15 protein-coding genes and 3 pseudogenes are annotated in these 16,325 nt (G+C 69.6%); 7 read left to right on the forward strand and 11 right to left on the reverse strand.

What is annotated here, in order from left to right; translation table 11 throughout:
- The first annotated feature begins 18 nt into the window (after positions 1–18).
- A complete protein-coding gene (locus tag ACZ9QC_RS05300; RefSeq protein ID WP_472919062.1) occupies positions 19–1,203 on the forward strand; it encodes an IS701 family transposase in 1,185 nt (394 codons plus the stop codon).
- Positions 1,204–1,390: 187 nt separating this feature from the next.
- Here the strand turns inward: ACZ9QC_RS05300 and ACZ9QC_RS05305 are convergent.
- Positions 1,391–2,265 (reverse strand): IS5 family transposase gene (locus tag ACZ9QC_RS05305; protein WP_472919063.1). Its coding sequence is split into 2 segments (ribosomal slippage): positions 1,391–1,873 and positions 1,876–2,265, totalling 873 coding nucleotides; the frame shifts between segments, so codons are not numbered across the junction.
- Between the two features lie 10 nt (positions 2,266–2,275).
- Here ACZ9QC_RS05305 and ACZ9QC_RS05310 point away from each other — a divergent pair.
- The 4 genes and pseudogenes from ACZ9QC_RS05310 (at position 2,276) to ACZ9QC_RS05325 (ending at position 4,827) form a co-directional block, all read left to right on the forward strand.
- The gene (locus ACZ9QC_RS05310) at positions 2,276–2,410 is read left to right on the forward strand and encodes a hypothetical protein (RefSeq protein WP_472922002.1); all 135 of its coding nucleotides are present in this window, start codon (positions 2,276–2,278) and stop codon (positions 2,408–2,410) included.
- Entirely contained in the window at positions 2,410–3,039 is a 630-nt protein-coding gene (locus ACZ9QC_RS05315) for an MBL fold metallo-hydrolase (RefSeq protein ID WP_472919064.1), read from the forward strand. The genes ACZ9QC_RS05310 and ACZ9QC_RS05315 overlap by 1 nt, the downstream gene beginning before the upstream one ends.
- A 28-nt stretch (positions 3,040–3,067) precedes the next feature.
- The gene (locus tag ACZ9QC_RS05320; RefSeq protein ID WP_472919065.1) at positions 3,068–3,856 is read left to right on the forward strand and encodes an electron transfer flavoprotein subunit beta/FixA family protein; all 789 of its coding nucleotides are present in this window, start codon (positions 3,068–3,070) and stop codon (positions 3,854–3,856) included.
- 18 nt (positions 3,857–3,874) lie between these two features.
- Positions 3,875–4,827 (forward strand): annotated as a pseudogene (locus ACZ9QC_RS05325) (electron transfer flavoprotein subunit alpha/FixB family protein).
- A 247-nt stretch (positions 4,828–5,074) separates the two neighbouring features.
- Here ACZ9QC_RS05325 and ACZ9QC_RS05330 read toward each other — a convergent pair.
- The gene (locus ACZ9QC_RS05330; RefSeq protein WP_472919066.1) at positions 5,075–6,283 is read right to left on the reverse strand and encodes an ISAs1 family transposase; all 1,209 of its coding nucleotides are present in this window, start codon (positions 6,281–6,283) and stop codon (positions 5,075–5,077) included.
- Between the two features lie 182 nt (positions 6,284–6,465).
- Here ACZ9QC_RS05330 and ACZ9QC_RS05335 point away from each other — a divergent pair.
- A pseudogene (locus tag ACZ9QC_RS05335) lies at positions 6,466–6,770 on the forward strand (IS630 family transposase); the annotation flags it as partial.
- A 483-nt stretch (positions 6,771–7,253) separates the two neighbouring features.
- On the opposite strand, the gene ACZ9QC_RS05340 reads toward ACZ9QC_RS05335, so the two are convergent.
- On the reverse strand, positions 7,254–7,598 hold the full coding sequence (locus ACZ9QC_RS05340; protein WP_472919067.1) for a hypothetical protein: 345 nt from the start codon (positions 7,596–7,598) through the stop codon (positions 7,254–7,256).
- An 11-nt stretch (positions 7,599–7,609) separates the two neighbouring features.
- Between ACZ9QC_RS05340 and ACZ9QC_RS05345 the strand changes: the two are divergent.
- A pseudogene (locus ACZ9QC_RS05345) lies at positions 7,610–7,903 on the forward strand (RICIN domain-containing protein); the annotation flags it as partial.
- A 92-nt stretch (positions 7,904–7,995) separates the two neighbouring features.
- Here ACZ9QC_RS05345 and ACZ9QC_RS05350 read toward each other — a convergent pair.
- From ACZ9QC_RS05350 to ACZ9QC_RS05385, 8 genes are all read right to left on the reverse strand, one after another.
- Positions 7,996–9,036, reverse strand: a complete 1,041-nt coding sequence (locus ACZ9QC_RS05350) for an SDR family oxidoreductase (protein ID WP_472919068.1) — start codon at positions 9,034–9,036, stop codon at positions 7,996–7,998.
- A 20-nt stretch (positions 9,037–9,056) separates the two neighbouring features.
- On the reverse strand, positions 9,057–10,325 hold the full coding sequence (locus ACZ9QC_RS05355; protein WP_472919069.1) for a beta-ketoacyl-[acyl-carrier-protein] synthase family protein: 1,269 nt from the start codon (positions 10,323–10,325) through the stop codon (positions 9,057–9,059).
- Positions 10,322–10,549, reverse strand: a complete 228-nt coding sequence (locus ACZ9QC_RS05360; RefSeq protein WP_157873318.1) for an acyl carrier protein — start codon at positions 10,547–10,549, stop codon at positions 10,322–10,324. Before ACZ9QC_RS05360 ends, ACZ9QC_RS05355 begins: the two co-directional genes overlap by 4 nt.
- A 197-nt stretch (positions 10,550–10,746) precedes the next feature.
- The gene (locus ACZ9QC_RS05365; RefSeq protein WP_472919070.1) at positions 10,747–11,991 is read right to left on the reverse strand and encodes a class-III pyridoxal-phosphate-dependent aminotransferase; all 1,245 of its coding nucleotides are present in this window, start codon (positions 11,989–11,991) and stop codon (positions 10,747–10,749) included.
- A gap of 134 nt (positions 11,992–12,125) precedes the next feature.
- A complete protein-coding gene (locus ACZ9QC_RS05370; RefSeq protein WP_107468046.1) occupies positions 12,126–12,578 on the reverse strand; it encodes a type II toxin-antitoxin system RatA family toxin in 453 nt (150 codons plus the stop codon).
- 57 nt (positions 12,579–12,635) lie between these two features.
- Complete coding sequence (locus tag ACZ9QC_RS05375; protein WP_472919071.1) at positions 12,636–13,838, reverse strand: GNAT family N-acetyltransferase; 1,203 nt, start codon at positions 13,836–13,838, stop codon at positions 12,636–12,638.
- The gene (locus ACZ9QC_RS05380; protein ID WP_472919072.1) at positions 13,828–14,961 is read right to left on the reverse strand and encodes an acyl-CoA dehydrogenase family protein; all 1,134 of its coding nucleotides are present in this window, start codon (positions 14,959–14,961) and stop codon (positions 13,828–13,830) included. The genes ACZ9QC_RS05375 and ACZ9QC_RS05380 overlap by 11 nt, the downstream gene beginning before the upstream one ends.
- Positions 14,958–16,241 carry a cytochrome P450 gene (locus ACZ9QC_RS05385; RefSeq protein WP_472919073.1) on the reverse strand — a complete coding sequence of 428 codons (1,284 nt, stop codon included), beginning with the start codon at positions 16,239–16,241 and terminating at the stop codon, positions 14,958–14,960. Before ACZ9QC_RS05385 ends, ACZ9QC_RS05380 begins: the two co-directional genes overlap by 4 nt.
- Positions 16,242–16,325: the final 84 nt, after the last annotated feature.

The following is a 16,325-nucleotide window of genomic DNA, read 5'->3' on the forward strand; positions in this document are numbered from 1 at the left end:
TGGGTCGTTGGTGTGGTTATGGGTGGGGACCTTGCTGATGTCAGGTTGTGGGCCGGTGAACTGGATGTGCTGCACGAGCGGTTCGTGCACCGGTTCAACCGGGAGGAGTCCCGTCAGTCGGCGCTGGCTTACATGCGGGGGCTCGTTGCGCCGCTGGAGCGGAAGAACGGCTGGACGCTGGCGGAGGAAGCCGGGCACGCGGGCCCCGATCGCATCCACCGGTTGCTGAACCGAATCGAGTGGGACGCCGACGAGGTCCTGGACGACGTACGCGACTACGTGGTGGAACACCTCGGAGACCCCGAGGCCGTCCTGATCGTCGATGACACCGGTTTTCTGAAGAAGGGCGTCCGATCGGCCGGCGTCCAGCGGCAGTACTCAGGCACGGCCGGACGCACCGAGAACTGCCAGATCGGTGTGTTCCTCGCCTACTCCACCGGCTACGGACGCACGCTGATCGACCGGCGGCTGTATCTGCCCACCTCCTGGACGGACGACCACGAGCGCTGCCGCCTGGCCGGCATCGACGAGACCGTGGGCTTCGAGACGAAGGTGGCCATGGCCAAGGCAATGGTCCGAAAGGCCATCGCCGACCGGATCCCGTTCAGATGGGTGACGGCGGACGCCGCTTACGGCTACAGCAAGGGCTGGCGGTTCGAGCTGGAGCAGGCCGACGTCTTCCATGTCATGGCCACCACCCGCCACGACACGGTCGTCACCCGCTGGTCCATCGATCACCCCGTGCACGAGCTGTTTCCGGGCCTGCCGCGGCAGAAGTGGAAGCGCCGTTCCTGCGGTGAAGGAGCCCACGGCCGGCGGATCTACGACTGGGCCCGCGTCGAGGTGCGGCCCTGGCACCGCGAGGACCGCCGGCACTGGGTTCTCGCCCGCCGCAGCGTGAGCAGGCCCGAGGAGATCTCCTACTACATCGCCTACTGCCCCGCCGGCACCACGCTGGATGAGCTGATCCGCATCGCGGGCAGCCGGTGGGCCGTTGAGGAGTGCTTCCAAAGCGCGAAGCAGGAGTGCGGCCTGGACGACTATCAAGTCCGCCGCTATCCCGGCTGGCACCGCCACATGACCCTCGCCATGGCCGCCCACGCCTGCCTGACCGTCCTGCGGGCCCGGGAGCTGAACACCGAGAAAGCAGAAACGGATCCTCCCAGCTCATCCACCTCAGCCTCGCCGAGATCCGACGACTGATCACCCGCCTCACCGGCCGGCGCCCCACCCCGGTCGACGACGTCCTGCACGGGTCACACTGGCGACGACGACGCCAGCACCAAGCCCGCATCAGCCACTACAAACGACGCGGGCACAGTCCCTGACAACTGCCCAGCACTCAGAACAAACACCGTTGCAGTACTAGGGTGCGTTTCGAAAGTGCTGGTCACAGCCACTCGTTGATGGCTGCGACCAGCACGGTCGCCTCGTAGCGGACGGCGAGTTTGTCGTATCTCGTCGCCACCGCGCGGTGGCGCTTGAGGCGATTGATGCCGCACTCCACCGCGTGGCGCTCCTTGTAGTCGGCCGTGTCGAACTTCGGCGGCCGGCCACCGCGGGAACCGCGCTTCTTGCGGTTGGCGATCTGGTCCCGCTTCTCCGGAATGGTGCAGCGGATACCGCGCTTGCGCAGGTAGACGCGGTTCGCGCGGGAACCGTATGCCTTGTCGGCGCGCACCTTGTCCGGCCGGGTACGCGGGCGGCCCGGCCCGAGCCGAGGCACCCTGATACGCCCCAGAACCACCTGGAACTGCGGCGAGTCACCGCGCTGCCCGGCCGTAATCACCAGCGACATCGGCTTCTGGGCCTGCTCGACTGCCAGGTGCAGCTTGGTCGTCAGCCCGCCCCGCGAGCGTCCGAGACCGTGGTCGTCGGGCTCGGCGAAGACACCACCGGGCGGCTCGACCTGCAGATCCCCTTTTTGCGGGCACCGGCCGCATGCTGGTGGGCGCGGGCGATGGTCGAGTCCACCGAGACGTCCCAGGTGATCAGTCCCTCCGCGTCGGCCCGGGCCTGCAGTTGCTCGAAGATACGATGCCAGGTGCCGTCCCGCTGCCAGCGCCGGAACAAGCCGTAGACCGTCTCCCACGGACCGTACCGCTCGGGCACGTCCCGCCACGGAGCACCGGCGCGGGTGCGCCAGCGTATGCCGTCTATCAACTGCCGCTTGGTGTGTACCGGTGGCCGTCCAGGCTTCTTCCCGAGCGGCAGCAGCGGCTCCAGCTTCGCCCACTGAGCATTCGTCAGATCGTGCCTCGCCACGAAGTGGATCTTGCCACATCAAGATCCACTTCTGAAACGCACCCTAGGGGCGTTCGTCACGGAGACGATCCGACTCGACGAGGTGGAGCAGGCATTCGAGCAGATGTACCACGGCGACGTGCTGCGCTCGGTGGTGGTGCTGTGATGACCGCCCGCATCGAACGCCTCGTCACCTCCGGCCAGTTCACCCTCGACGGCGGCACCTGGGACGTCGACAACAACGTGTGGCTCGTCGGCGACGACCATGAGGTGATCGTCATCGACGCCGCCCACGACGCCGACACCATCGCCGAGGCCGTGGGCGACCGCCGCCTGACGGCCATCGTGTGCACCCACGCCCACAACGACCACATCGACGCCGCTCCCGCCCTCGCCGAGCGCACCGGCGCCCTCGTGCTGCTCCACCCCGACGACCACCCTCTATGGAAACAGACGCACCCCGATCGGGCACCGGACGCCGACCTGGCCGACGGCCAGGTCCTGACCGTCGCCGGTGCCGAACTCACCGTCCTCCACACCCCGGGTCACGCACCGGGCGCCGTGTGCCTCTACGCGCCCGCGCTCGGCACCGTGTTCACCGGCGACACACTCTTTGCCGGTGGCCCCGGGGCCACCGGCCGTTCCTTCTCCCACTTCCCGACGATCGTCGACTCCATCCGCGATCGTCTCCTCACCCTCCCGCCCGGCACGGTCGTACGTACCGGCCACGGCGACTCGACATCGGTCGCCGCCGAGGCCCCTCACCTGGACGCATGGATCGACCGCGGCCACTGACGGCGCAAGCACCCGACAAGGAGAAGTGATGGCTCTGAGGATTGTCGTCTGCGTGAAGTACGTGCCCGACGCCACTGGCGACCGGTACTTCGCCGATGACCTGACCGTCGACCGGGACGACGTGGACGGTCTGCTCTCCGAGCTCGACGAGTACGCGGTCGAGCAGGCGCTGCAGATCTCCGAGAACTCCGACGACGACGTGGAGATCACCGTCCTCACGGTGGGCCCCGAGGACGCCAAGGACGCGCTGCGCAAGGCGCTGTCCATGGGCGCCGACAAGGCCATCCACCTCCAGGACGACGACATCCACGGCACCGACGCCATCGGCACCTCCCTCATCCTGGCCAAGGCGATCGAGAAGGTCGGCTACGACCTCGTCATCTCCGGCATGGCCTCCACCGATGGCACCATGGGCGTCGTACCCGCGCTGCTCGCCGAGCGCCTAGGCGTGCCGCAGGTGACCCTGCTGTCCGAGGTCTCCGTCGAGGACCGCACGGTCAAGGGCCGCCGCGACGGCGACGCCGCCTCAGAGGACCTGGAGGCGGCGCTGCCGGCCGTCGTGTCCGTCACCGACCAGTCGGGCGAGGCGCGCTACCCGTCCTTCAAGGGCATCATGGCCGCCAAGAAGAAGCCGGTGGAGTCCTGGGACCTGTCCGACCTGGACATCGACGCCGATCAGGTCGGTCTTGAGGGCGCCTACACCACGGTCGACGCCGCGGCCGAACGCCCGGCCCGCACGGCCGGCACGATCGTCAAGGACGAGGGCGAGGGCGGCAAGCAGCTCGCCGAATTCCTAGCAGGCCAGAAGTTCATCTGAAGCTGGAGTTGCTTTCCCATGGCTGAAGTTCTCGTCTACGTCGACCACGTGGACGGTGCCGTCCGCAAGCCCACCCTGGAGCTGCTGACCCTGGCCAGCCGCACGGCGAGCCCGTCGCCGTGGCACTCGGCAACGGCGCCGCCGCCACGCTCGCCGAGCACGGCGCGGTCAAGGTCCTCACCCACGAGGCGTCCGAGTACGCCGAGTACCTGGTCGTCCCGAAGGTGGACGCGCTGCAGGCCGCCGTTGCCGCTGTCTCCCCTGCCGCCGTTCTCGTCCCCTCCTCCGCCGACGGCAAGGAGATCGCCGCCCGTCTGGCGCTGCGCATCGGCTCCGGCATCATCACCGACGCCGTCGACCTGGAGGCGTCCGAGGAGGGACCGGTGGCCACCCAGTCGGTGTTCGCCGCGTCCTTCACCACCAAGTCCCGCGTGTCCAAGGGCACCCCGATCATCACGGTCAAGCCCAACAGCGCGGCCGTGGAGGCCGCCCCGGCCGCCGGCAGCGTAGAGGCCCTGAACGTGTCCTTCTCCGACAAGGCCACCGGTACAAAGATCACCGGCCGGACGCCGCGTGAGTCGACCGGGCGTCCGGAGCTGACCGAGGCCGCGATCGTGGTCTCCGGCGGCCGTGGCGTGAACGGCGCGGAGAACTTCGCGATCATCGAGGCGCTCGCCGACTCCCTGGGCGCGGCCGTCGGCGCCTCGCGCGCCGCCGTCGACTCCGGCTGGTACCCGCACACCAGCCAGGTCGGCCAGACCGGCAAGTCCGTCTCGCCGCAGCTGTACATCGCCTCCGGCATCTCCGGCGCGATCCAGCACCGCGCCGGTATGCAGACCTCGAAGACCATCGTCGCGATCAACAAGGACGCCGAGGCCCCGATCTTCGACCTCGTCGACTACGGCGTGGTCGGCGACCTGTTCGACGTCGTCCCGCAGCTCACCGAGGAGATCAAGACCCGCAGCGGCTGATCCTGTACACACCGACGGATGGGACCGCCATCCCTTCAGGATTCCCGTCCGACGACGGGGAGGACGACGCGGGAGGGCCATGCAGCGTCGTCGCCGGACTCCCGGCGAGCCGGGTACATGTCGGCTGGTCAACGGGATGCCCTCGGCGCGGGGCCGGTCCGATGACCGTACAGTCCCTTCCTCGATGCCCAGCGGACACCGGCGACGCGGACGAGTTCGTACAGGGGCACCTCGGTGCAGGGCTTGATCAAGTTCCGTAACTGTCCGGTTCGTTGGTGATGCCCAGGATGGGGAGTGCTCGTTCGGGCTCGTCGCGGATCGCCCGGGTGGTCTTGGCGATGTTGTCGGCTCCGAGGGTTTTCAGCACGCCGATGGCGAGGTTGCGGAGGGTTGCCATGGCCCGTCGTGCGGTCCCGGCGTGGACGGTGGAGGCGTCCTCGGCGAAGGTGACGTCTCTGATGTGGTGCGAGGAGTTCTCCACTCCCCAGTGCCCGCGGATCGCGCCGGCCAGGTCGGCGGGGTCGGCTTGGTGGACGTCGAGGCTGGTGACGGCGTAGACACTCTCGCGGGTCTCGCGCTTGCCGGTGGGCTTGCGGCGGCGGTGGACGCGGATGGCCAGGCGGGCGTGGGGAAAGGTGATTCCGCCGAGTTCGTCGGCGATCCCGCAGGTCTTGATCGAGCGGGACTCTCGGCGTCCGTGTCTGGTCCCGGAGGCGGTGTGCTGGACTGCGATGGACGGCCAGGGCAGAGCGGCGAGTTGGGTGTAGGCGGTGGGCTGGTTGGTCTTGATCACGGCGATGTAGTGGGCCTTCTTGGTTTCCACCAGCCAGGAGATGTTCGCCTTGACCGAGTGCAGGGCGTCGAAGGTGACGACGGTGCCGGTCAGGTCCAGCGGTGCCAGCAGCGGCCGGAAGTGTGTGGTTTCGTTCGTCTTCGCGCCGACCTCCACCTGGGCGAGGGTCACGACGGTGCCGTGGGTGACCGCGGAGAGCAGATGCCGGCGCGTCGCGGTGAGACGGGCTGATCCCTTGAGTGCTTTGCCGTCGACGGCGATCGCGCGCGAGCGCCCGGACGCGGAGGGCGACGGCGCCCGGGCGGGTTGGGTGGCGGCGCGGTGCCGGTCGGCCAGGTAGGCGCCGACGGCCCGGTCCAGGGCGTCACCGTCAACAGCCCCCAGCACACGGCTGATCGTGGCCGACGCCGGAGCGCGCCGCCATCTGAGCAGGTGACGGCGGATCCCGATCACTGTCAGGACTGCTTTCGAAGCACGCTGGCCCCACTCGGCGAGTTCATCGATGCTCCTCGCTCCCGAGACGGCCGCGCACGCACATACCAACAGGATCGCCGTGAGTGAGTACCACCGGCCCCGGCGGGCGCGCGGGTCGGGCACCGAGTCGAAGTAGAGGCGCAGGTCGGCGATCCGGCCGGTGTCCAGCGGACCCAGTTTCACCAGCACGGCAGGGATGGGAGAGGATGCAGCAGCAGGCACGGGCCACCTCATGATCATCGGGCTTAGACACCACAATGATCACGAAGCCCGTGCCTGCTCTGCCTATGCACCCCAACCGGTCACACCCCGACCAGCCGCACGACCCCGGAACTTGCAACCGCCCTGACCCGGCCTTGGGTCAAGGCTCCACCGCCGACATCCGGACATGGCTCGGCAGACACCCCCGCTTCCACGTCCATTTCACCCCCACCGCTCCTCCTGGATGAACCAGGAGGAGCGGTGGTTCGGCCTGATGACCGACAAGCTCATCCGCCGCGGCGTCCACACCTCCGTCAAGGCACTGGAGGACGACATCACTGCGTGGATCGACACCTGGAACGAGAACCCGCGGCCCTTCACCTGGACCAAGACAGCCGACGAGATCCTCAACTCTCTCGCCGACTACCTCACCAAGGTTGGAACGACCAGCCAGAAAACCGAGCAGAACTACTAACCGGTACGCCTCGACGATCTGGAGCCTGAGGAACAGGACCGCGTGCGCATGCGGGTGGCTCATGTCCTGGAGGCGGAGACGGGCTACCGCAGCGGGACGCCGCACGTCACCCTACCGGGAGAGCCGCGACCGGCCTATGACCCGCAGGCCACCACGCTCGGGCAGCGGCGCTGGGCGAAGGCCGCGGAACTGGCCGCGATGGACCGGGACGAGGCACGCATGCTCGGCCTGTCCTACATGGGACTGAGCACCCTGAACCATCTGGGACCGCTGTCGCGGACGCCGGCCCTGGTGACAGCTTGCATCGACCGCCGTCATCTGCCGCGCCGCCGCGGGCACCCGAGCATCACCGAGGATCTGAAGAAGGCCATCTTCGCGGTCCGCGCCGAGACGCTGCACCGCTCCCGCATCAGCATGGCGACCCGGGTCCGGCTCATCCACCAGTACATGACCGCACCACGGCCCCGAGGTCGAGCTGCCGCACTACACAACGCTGGCGAAGGTGTGGAAGGAGTGGTTCGGCCCGGGAGGTTCCCGGCCGAAGTACGACCGTTCCGAGGCGGCGGTGGAACCTTCGGGCACGCACGTGGTGATCCACCGGCCCGGGCAGGTGGTGGCCCTGGACACCACCGTGCTCCCGGTGAAGGTACGCGAGACCGTCTTCGGGGAGGCGGTCTCGGTACACCTGACCTTGGCGATGGACCTGTTCACGCACTCGCTGGTCGCCTTCCGGCTGACCCTGGTCAGCGACACCTCCACGGACGTGGCCATGGTGCTGCGGGACATGACGATGCCGCTGCCCATGCGCGAGGGCTGGGGCGATGACATGGAGTGGCCCTACCCCGGTCGCCACCGGCACGTGGGCCGGCAACCGCGCCACCAAGGTGGCCGAATGGCCCGCCCGGAACGTAGGCTTCGTGCGGATCCAGGTCAACGCGGCCACCGGCGCCCACGCCAACATCGGCGGCGTCAGGATCGGCGGCCGGACGGCCGAGCCGGCCCTGGTGTCCACCACGCTGCCCGGCGACGGCACCGTCTACCGGCTCGTCGCCCGGCACAGCGGCAAGGCCGCCGACGTGCAGAGCGGGGGCACCGCCAACGGCACCAACGTCCTGCAGTGGCCATGGCTCAACGGTCCGGTCAGCCCCCCAGAGGAGACCGACCGGAGCCACTACTCAAGGATTAGGACCCCTTGGCCACGCACGCCCCCCGCGGCTCGGCCCGGTCACTCGGCGTTGATCAGCGTCCACGGTGTGGGCCGACCGAGCGCCTGGCGTGGCTTGCTCTGCGCCCAGTGCCGTACCGATGCCGCCATCACCCCACCCGGGTCGGCCACCCGACGGGTGGGCGGGAACGGCTCGCTCATGCTGGTGTAGCTCTGGAACATCGCCAGCAGCTTCACGGCCTGTTGCTGGACCGGGGAGAGCCACTGCTCGGCCAGCGGCAGGAAGAAGCGGTTCCAGCTCTCGGTGGACACCGTCGGAGGCTTGGCGATCGGTTCGACGCCGTGTTCGGCCCGGAACGCGTTGAGGGTGTCGCAGGTGATGTCGACGAGGGCGTCCAGACGCAGGCTGTCCTGGCCTGCGGCGATCACCTCGGTGCGAGGCGCGGACGGTGCCGGACCCAGAGCCGCGGCGGCGATCACCTCGGCGACCTCGTCCACGGGGCTGATCTCGGCATAGCCGGCCGGGTCGCCGACAACGACGGCCGCGAGGCCGGAGACGAAAGCGGGGAAGAGGCTGTAAGGGCCGGAGAAGCGGGCGATGCGCCCGTCCTGGCGGCGTCCCATGACCAGTGGTGGACGGACGATGGTCACCGGTCCGCGGTGCTCGGTCGTCACGATGTTCTCGCATACGGCCTTCGACCACTCGTAGCCGTTGCGGTAGCCCTCGAACTCGGCGCCCCGGAGATCCTCCGGGGCACGCACGCCACCGACGTAGGCGGTGGACACATGCACCACATGGGTGTCGGGACCGGCCAGTGCGAGCACCTCGCGCAGCGTGCGGATGTTGGCGTCGGTGGCCTCGTCACGGGTCATGGTCCAACGAGTGGAGGCCGCTGTGTGCACGATGACGTCCCACGGCCGGGCGGTCAGGGCATCGGGCGCCGGCTCGGCGCCGATGCCCCAGCGCACGGGCGAGTTCCCGGTGGGGCGGCGTGCGGTGGGGACGATCTGGGGGCCGCTGCGGTCGGCGGTCCCGGCGGCGAGAAGCGAGGCGACTTCGGCGCCGACGACACCGGTGGCACCAGTGAGAAGGATGCGCATGGCAGGAGTTCCTCAGAAGTTCACGTGGCGGGCAGCAGGACCAGGCAGACGTTCTGTCCGCCGAAACCGAAGGAGTTGGACAGCACGGGGGCACGGTCCACGCTGCGTGGAGCACCGAAGACCACGTCGATCCGGTCGGCCTCGGAGGGCTCCGTGAGGTTGGCGACCGGCGGCACGATCCTGCGCTCCGCGCAGACCAGGGAGATGGCGGCCTCCAGCGCCCCGGAGCCACCGATGAGATGCCCGGTGACGCCCTTGACGGCGGTCACGGGCGGCGCCTGGCCGTCGAAGCACCGGTGTATGGCGGTGGCCTCCGAGCTGTCGTTCGCCGGCGTTGAGGTGCCGTGGGCGTTGATCTGGCCGATATCGGCCGGCAGCAGTCCGGCGTCGGCGATGGCGTCGGCCATGCACGCGGCCGCGACGATCCCCTCGGCATGCGGTGCGACGATGTGGTGGGCATCGGCGTTCGTGGCGTACCCCGCGACCTCGCCGAAGATGTGTGCCCCGCGGGCGAGCGCCGATTCGCGTCGCTCCAGTACGAGGACGGCGGCACCCTCGCCCATGACGAAGCCGTCACGCTGGGCGTCGAAGGGGCGACTCGCCTGCTCCGGAGCATCGTTGCGGGTGGACAGCGCCTGCATCCTGGAGAAGCCGGTGAGCATGAAAGCCGTCACCGCCGCATCGAAGCCGCCGCCGACGGCGACGTCCAGCTCCCCGTACTGGATCCGGCGGGCGGCCTCCCCGATGGCTGTGGCGCCGCTGGCACAGGCCGTGTTGTACGTGACGCACGAACCACGGAAGCCGTAGCGCATCGCCACCCGGGCGGCGGCCGAGTTGGCCATGGTCCGGGGCACGGCGTGCACGGGCATGCGCCTGGAGTCCCCGTAGTGCTCACGCACGCTCGACTCCATGGTGGGCAGCCCCCCGATACCGGTGCCGAGATGGACGCCCACCCGTGCCGACGGCGGGCCGGACAGTGCGGCCTGTTCGACGGCGTCAGCGGCGGCGCACAGCGCCAGTTCGGTGGGGCGGTCGATCTGGCGGCGCTCCCGGCGGGTGACGTAGGGCTCGGGGTCGAACTCGGGCACACGGCAGGCGAAGTGCACCGGAGAGCCACCTTCGGCCAGCTCGTCGTGGAGCGCGGCGGTGGAGCGTGCTGCCAGGACAGCGCTCATGACCTCATCCAGGGTGAGGCCTGCCGGGGTCTTCACACCGATCCCGGTGACGACGACGCGCGGGCGTTCGGACGGCCATCGGCCGGCCGTTGAGTGGTGCTGTTGCGGAGTCATTCCCGCCCCGCCTTCCGCTGCGCGAGGAGTTCGACGGCCTGGCCGACGGTGTCGGCCCCCATCAGGTCCTCGGCCGATATCGGAACGTTCAGTACGCGTTCGAGCTGGGCTCCGATCGCCATCAGCTCCAGGCTGTCGATGCCGTACTCGGTTCGCAGGTCGGTGCTGTCCACGATGGCGTCGGGCGTGGTCCCGAGGACCTCCGCGATGGTCTCGCGGACCACGGCGGACAGGTCGGCAGAGGACGTGTCAGAAGAGGACGGTACGCCGACAGAGTCAGCGGTCCTGGTGCCCGCGGGGCCGTTGTGCGTCAACTCGGTTCCTTTGATGCTGGTATGAGTGAGAGGAGGTGATGGTTCATCTCCGGAGGGTGAGTTTCCGGAGTCGTGCGGTGGAGCGGCAGCGCTCGCGAGACCTGCGGTCAGTCGTGGACCGCCGTGCCGGCCGCCGTCAGCGCGGTGTCGAGGATGTCCATGGCCTCGTCCAACTCCGCATCGGTGGTGACGAGCGGCGGGAGGAGACGCACAGTGGTCGGGCGGCCCAGGCACGGGGAGACCAGCAGCCCGTTGTTGGCCAGCGAGACCACGGTCTCGCCCGCCGCCGCGGGTGTGGTGAAGTCGATGCCCCACAGCAGTCCCCGGCCGTGGTATCCGCTCATCACGCGGGGATGACGCTGCCGGAGGTCACGCAGACCGTCGACGAGCGCCTCCGACAACTTCCTGCCGTGTTCGGCGAGTTCCTCGACGGCGTCCAGCGCGGCGGGGAGAGCGGCACAGCTCAGCGGGTGCCCTCCGAAGGTCGCCGAATGAAGGAACGGGTCCATTTCCAGCGGCCGGTACAGCTCCTGGGTGCATGCGACGGCGGACAGCGGCATCACGCCGCCGCCGAGCGGCTTGCCGACGAGCACGGCGTCGACGGGCAGGCCGTCGGCAAGGGCGACCGAGCGCTCCCCGCACCGCCGCAACCCGCACTGGATCTCGTCGGCGATCGCGAAGGCACCGTGGGCGCGGGCGTCCTCGCACCATTGCCGCAGGACGTCCGTCGGCAGCGGAACCGCGCCGTTCTCGCCCTGCACGGGCTCAAAGACGACGGCCGCGACGGGGCCTGCCGACACCTGTTCGCGGACGGCATGCGGGTCGTGGGGGTCGAGATGGACGACATCCACCACACAGCCCCGCAGTCCGGCCCGGAACATCGGACTGTGCGTGAGGGAGAGCGCCCCGAGCGTCTTGCCGTGGTAACCGCCGGTCACCGCCAGCACCCGCTCCCGCCCGGTGGCGAGCCGCGCGAGCTTCACCGCCACCTCGACGGCGTCGGCCCCGTTGAGGCCGAAGTAGACCTTGGGCAGTCCGCCCCCGAGGTAGTCGGCGAGCCGCGCCGCCGCCTCGGCCGCCACGGGATTGGCCAGACTGCGGGTCGACGTCGGCATGACGCCGAGCTGTCGGCCGACGGCTTCCACCACACGGGGATGACGGTGGCCGAGCAGGGTGACGGCGTAGGAGCCGAAGTCGAGCACGGAACGGCCGTCGGAGAGGGTGACACGGGCGCCCAGCGCACTGGACTCCACGGCACCCTGCCCCGCGAGCTTGCCGGTCAGGGCGAGTTGCGGAGACTGGTGACGGCGGAGTGTGTCGAACACCCGGCTGGCGGCGTGGGCGCTGGTCATGGAGCTGGTTCCCAACGGGAACTCCTGTGGAAAGGGGCGGCCGGACCGGGCCGCGTTGGACGGGGGACGAACAGCCGGGTACGTGGTCTTTTCGGGACGGCATCGGTGAGGGGACGGCGGCGGCGAGCACCGGCTCAGCCGTCGACAGCGGCGGTGAGCCGCCGCTCCAGCGCCTGGAGCATCTGCCGGGCGTTGTCCCGCAGCGCGGCGGCGGCGACCGGGTTGAGCATCTCCGCGAGGAGGGGGATACCGATCTCGAACTCCACCGTCAGCGACACGAGGCTGCCGCCGCCGTCGGAGGGGCGAACCGCCCAGTGACCCACGAAGTGGGCGAGGTCGCCGCTGACCTGGTGGAAGTCGAAACGCCGGGACGCGTGGTCGAGCTGCTCCGCTTCCACCCACTCCAGAACGGAGCCCTTCAGACGGACGGACCACGCCGTCGTCCTGCGGTCCTCACCGGAGCCTTCGAGGACCACCACGGACTGGACGCTGTCCATGCAGGCGGGGTAACTCTCGACATCGACGACAGCCTTCCAGCTGTCCTCGGGCGGGGCAGCGATGGTGATCTCGACCTGGACAAGGGGCATGGCGGTCTCTTTCTCGTAGGGGGTGGCAGGGGGCGGCCGTCGGCAGGCACGTCGCGGTCAGGACTTCGGGGCCAGCGCCTGTTCGCGTGCGGTTTCCAGCGCCCGTGGCAACAGCAGACGCAGCACGGCGCGGGGCAGCCGGCGGGTGTGGGTCATCGCGTAGTTCTGCTCGACCAGTTCGCAGCCGAGTTCCCGTTTCGGCTCGTAGGCGGTCTGCGCGAAGCGGATGTGGCGGCAGCCGCGGGTGATCGCCAGCTCGATCGCCGCGTAGTGGAGGTTGTGGTAGAGCCGCGCCCGGTGGGCCAGCCGGTAGTCCAGACCGATCCGGGCCCCGACCGCGCCGCGGCCACGGAACAGGCAGTGCAGATAACCGACAAGACGGTCGCCCTCGAAACAGGCGACCAGCCGCTGATCGGCGTCCGGGCTGTTGGCCAGGCGCCGGACGAATGTTTCGTCGAGCACGTCGAGCGTCTGGTCGGCGCGGTCCATCACCTGCCGGTACAGCCCCATCATGTCGGGGACGAGGTCGCCAAACTCCTGAAGCACCTCGATCCGCAGTCCCTCCTGTGCCCGGAACTTGCGTATCTTGTTGCGGGCGTTGCGGCGGGGCTTGGCCGGCAGCGAGACGAGGTACTCCTCGAAGTCGCGGTGGCCTAGCGGGAGTTCGGTGTCGGGCAGACCGGCGACGATGAAGAACCCCTCGCCGTCCAGCGCCGGGCGCAGCGCGTCCAGGTCACGGGGGGCGAAGTCCTTGAAGACGACAGTGCCCAGGCGGTGCCGCCGGGCGAACTGCAGTACTTCCCGCACCAGCAACTCGGCCGCCTGCGGCGCAAGCGGGTCCTCGCCCGGGATGTGCCCCTGCCCGAGGAAGTTGCCGCAGAAGAGCATCGGCACCCGCAGCAGCCGGGGGAACAGCCGGGCCACTGGGGCGAGCAGGCGCCGCTCGCCGGGACCCACGACCCGCTCCAGCCGCAGACCGTGAACCGCGCTGAGGGGCAGCACCGCCACCGGCCGATCGCCAAGGCGTACGAGAAGGTAGGCGTACGCGTCCGGACCGATGGCCGCCCCTTCCATGGCCGCGAAGACCTCCCGGCCCCACATGGGATCGTGGGCCGGCGCCAGTGCGTCCCACAACTCCCGCGGCAGGTCGTCGACGGTGGTCAGACACTCCACCGTGTACCGCGGGGCCATCTGGACCACCTGTCCGCCCGGAGCGGAGGGCCGCGGGTCGCCGTCCCCGGGTGAGCCCTCAACCGACATGCAGCGGCTCCCCGTCCAGGGTCGCGCACAGCGACTGCGCCATCCGGCCCCGCGACGGCGGGTGGAAACTCAGCCCCGCGGCCGCCGACGCCAGGTACGTCCCCTCGTCCGAGGTGATGAACGACATTCCGCCGAGCGCCTCCAGCGCGGTTCGCGTGGTGCGCGCGATGGCGTCCTGCGCTGCATAGCGCGCCGTGAGTGCGTCCACGAGCAGCGATTCGTCCCATGCCTGCGACTCCCGCATGGCGCGGGCCACGGCCTCGACCCCGAGCATCGCCGCGTTGACGTCCGTCACCAGTTCCGCTCGCACCGAGGCGGCGGAACGTCCGTGCCGCAGCACCCGTTCCACCAGGGCGCTCGCCGTACCCAGGTAGCCGGCGGTCATCAGCAGCTCGAACCAGAGGAATCCCGCGATGTGAAGCGAGTCCAGTACGGCGTCGGCTCCGACATCGGTGAGCACGACCAACTGCGGGTCCAGCACGACGTCTTCGAGGACCACTTCCTCGCTCTCGGCACCGGCCAGCACCGTGCTGCGCCAGAACGGGCGTACGGACACGCCCTTGGTTTCGGCCGGGACGATGGCCACCGCCAGTCGTTCGACGCCGCTGTCGTCCGTCATCACCACCGAAGCGGTCAGCAGATCCATGGAGCGGGCCAGGCTGCACGGCTTCTTGCTGCCGTTCAGCACCACGTCGCCACCGCGCCGCTCGGCGCGGATGGCGGGCCGCAGGATCGACTGACCGGTCTGGCCCTCCGCGAATCCCGAGGCCAGCAGCATCCGCTTGCCGACGATCGCCTCCAGCAGCATCCATTCGAAGCCCGCCCCGTGCTTGGCGGTCTCCACGAGGCTCGCCACGGAGAAGTGATGCATCGTGGTGGCCACGGCCAGGGACGGGCAACGTGCCCCCACGGCCCTCTGCAGCCGCACGGCCTGGAGCGGGTCCGCCCCGATGCCGGTGTTCTGCGCCGGCACCAGCAGGGCCGGACCACCGGCCTCCCGGAACGCCGCGATGGCGGGGCCGCCAGGCCGCTCCAACTCCGCCAGCGAGTGGCGGGCGAGCGCTGCGTCCAGACCGGGGAGCAGTGATTCGAGCACCTCGCGCTCGGTGCCGAGGAAATTCATGACGCCGTCACTCCTTCGCTGTCGTGGCGGGTGATGGTGGTGGCCCGGTCCGGGGACGTCACAGAGCCGTGGGCCGTCAGGGGGAGGTGCTCGTACACCCGGAGGCTGAGGGACTCGCGCCGCACCGGGACGCCCGACACGGCGAGCTCGGGGAAGCGGGCGAAGAGGCGGCGCACGGCCACCGTGCCCTCCAGACGTGCCAGAGCGGCGCCCAGGCAGTAGTGGGGACCGGCGCCGAAGCTGAGCACCTTGGTTCCGGAGCGCCGCACGTCGAAGCGGTGCGGGTCGGGGAACTGGGCGGGGTCCCGGTTGGCCGCGGTGAGGACTGTGGTGACGTTGGCACCCACCGGGATGGTCACGCCTGCGATCTCGGTCCGCTCGGTGGCGATCCGCTCGGTCATCAGGACGGGCGAGTCCCAGCGCAGCGCTTCCTCGACCGCCTGAGCCGCGAGCTCGGGGTCGCCCGTCACGAGGTCCCGCTGGTCCGGGTGTGTCAGCAGTGCGTGGGTGACCAGTCCGAGCGTGGCCGCGGCCGTCTCGAAACCGGTGACGAAGACAAGGAGCAGTGTGTCGACCAACTCCCGCCGGGTCAGACGCTCCTGTCCCTCCTGGGCCTCCAGCAGCACCGTCGCGAGATCCTCGCGCGGCTCACGCCGACGGCGCTGGAGCAGTTCCTCGAAGTACGCACGCAGTTCGGTCACCGCCGCGTCGGCCCGTGCCCAATCCTCCGGGCTGCGCACCGGCTCGAGCAGCCGGCTGGCGTCACTGCCCAGCCTGCGGAACCGGGGGCGGTCCGCCGCCGGGACACCGATCAACTCCCCCGCCACCGCGACGGGCAGGGGGTAACCGACCAGTTCCTGGAAGTTGACCGCACGGCCGTGCGCGGAGGCGTCGGCCAAGGCGTCGAGATGGCCGTCGGTCAGGTCCTCGACGGCGGATTGCAGTGCTGCCACGCGGCGAGGGGTGAACCCGGCATTGACCAGTCGGCGAAGCCGGCTGTGGTCGGGATGGTTGGCGCGGAGCATCGAAGCGTAGAAGAAGTCGGCCGCGGGATGGTCGCGCCAGTCCGGGAGATGCTCCTCGCACCAACTCAGATCGGGGGTGCGGAAAGCCGTGTCGGTCAGCACGGCCTGGCAATGCGCGTACGTGGTCAGGAAATAGGTGTCGAGGTCTTTGTCGTAGTAGACCGGGGCGGTCTCGCGGAGCGCTTCAAGCGCCGGGAACGGGTTCTCCCGCCCCTCCGGCGTGAAGATGGAGAGAAGCAGAGTTTGCGGGTCCAAGGGAATCCTCGGTAGATCGACTCTTTGCGAATGACGTGAAGTGCGGCTGAAGGCAGCGCGATTCAGCTGCTACGGATTCAGACA

Source organism: Streptomyces sp. HUAS MS02 (assembly GCF_055702265.1).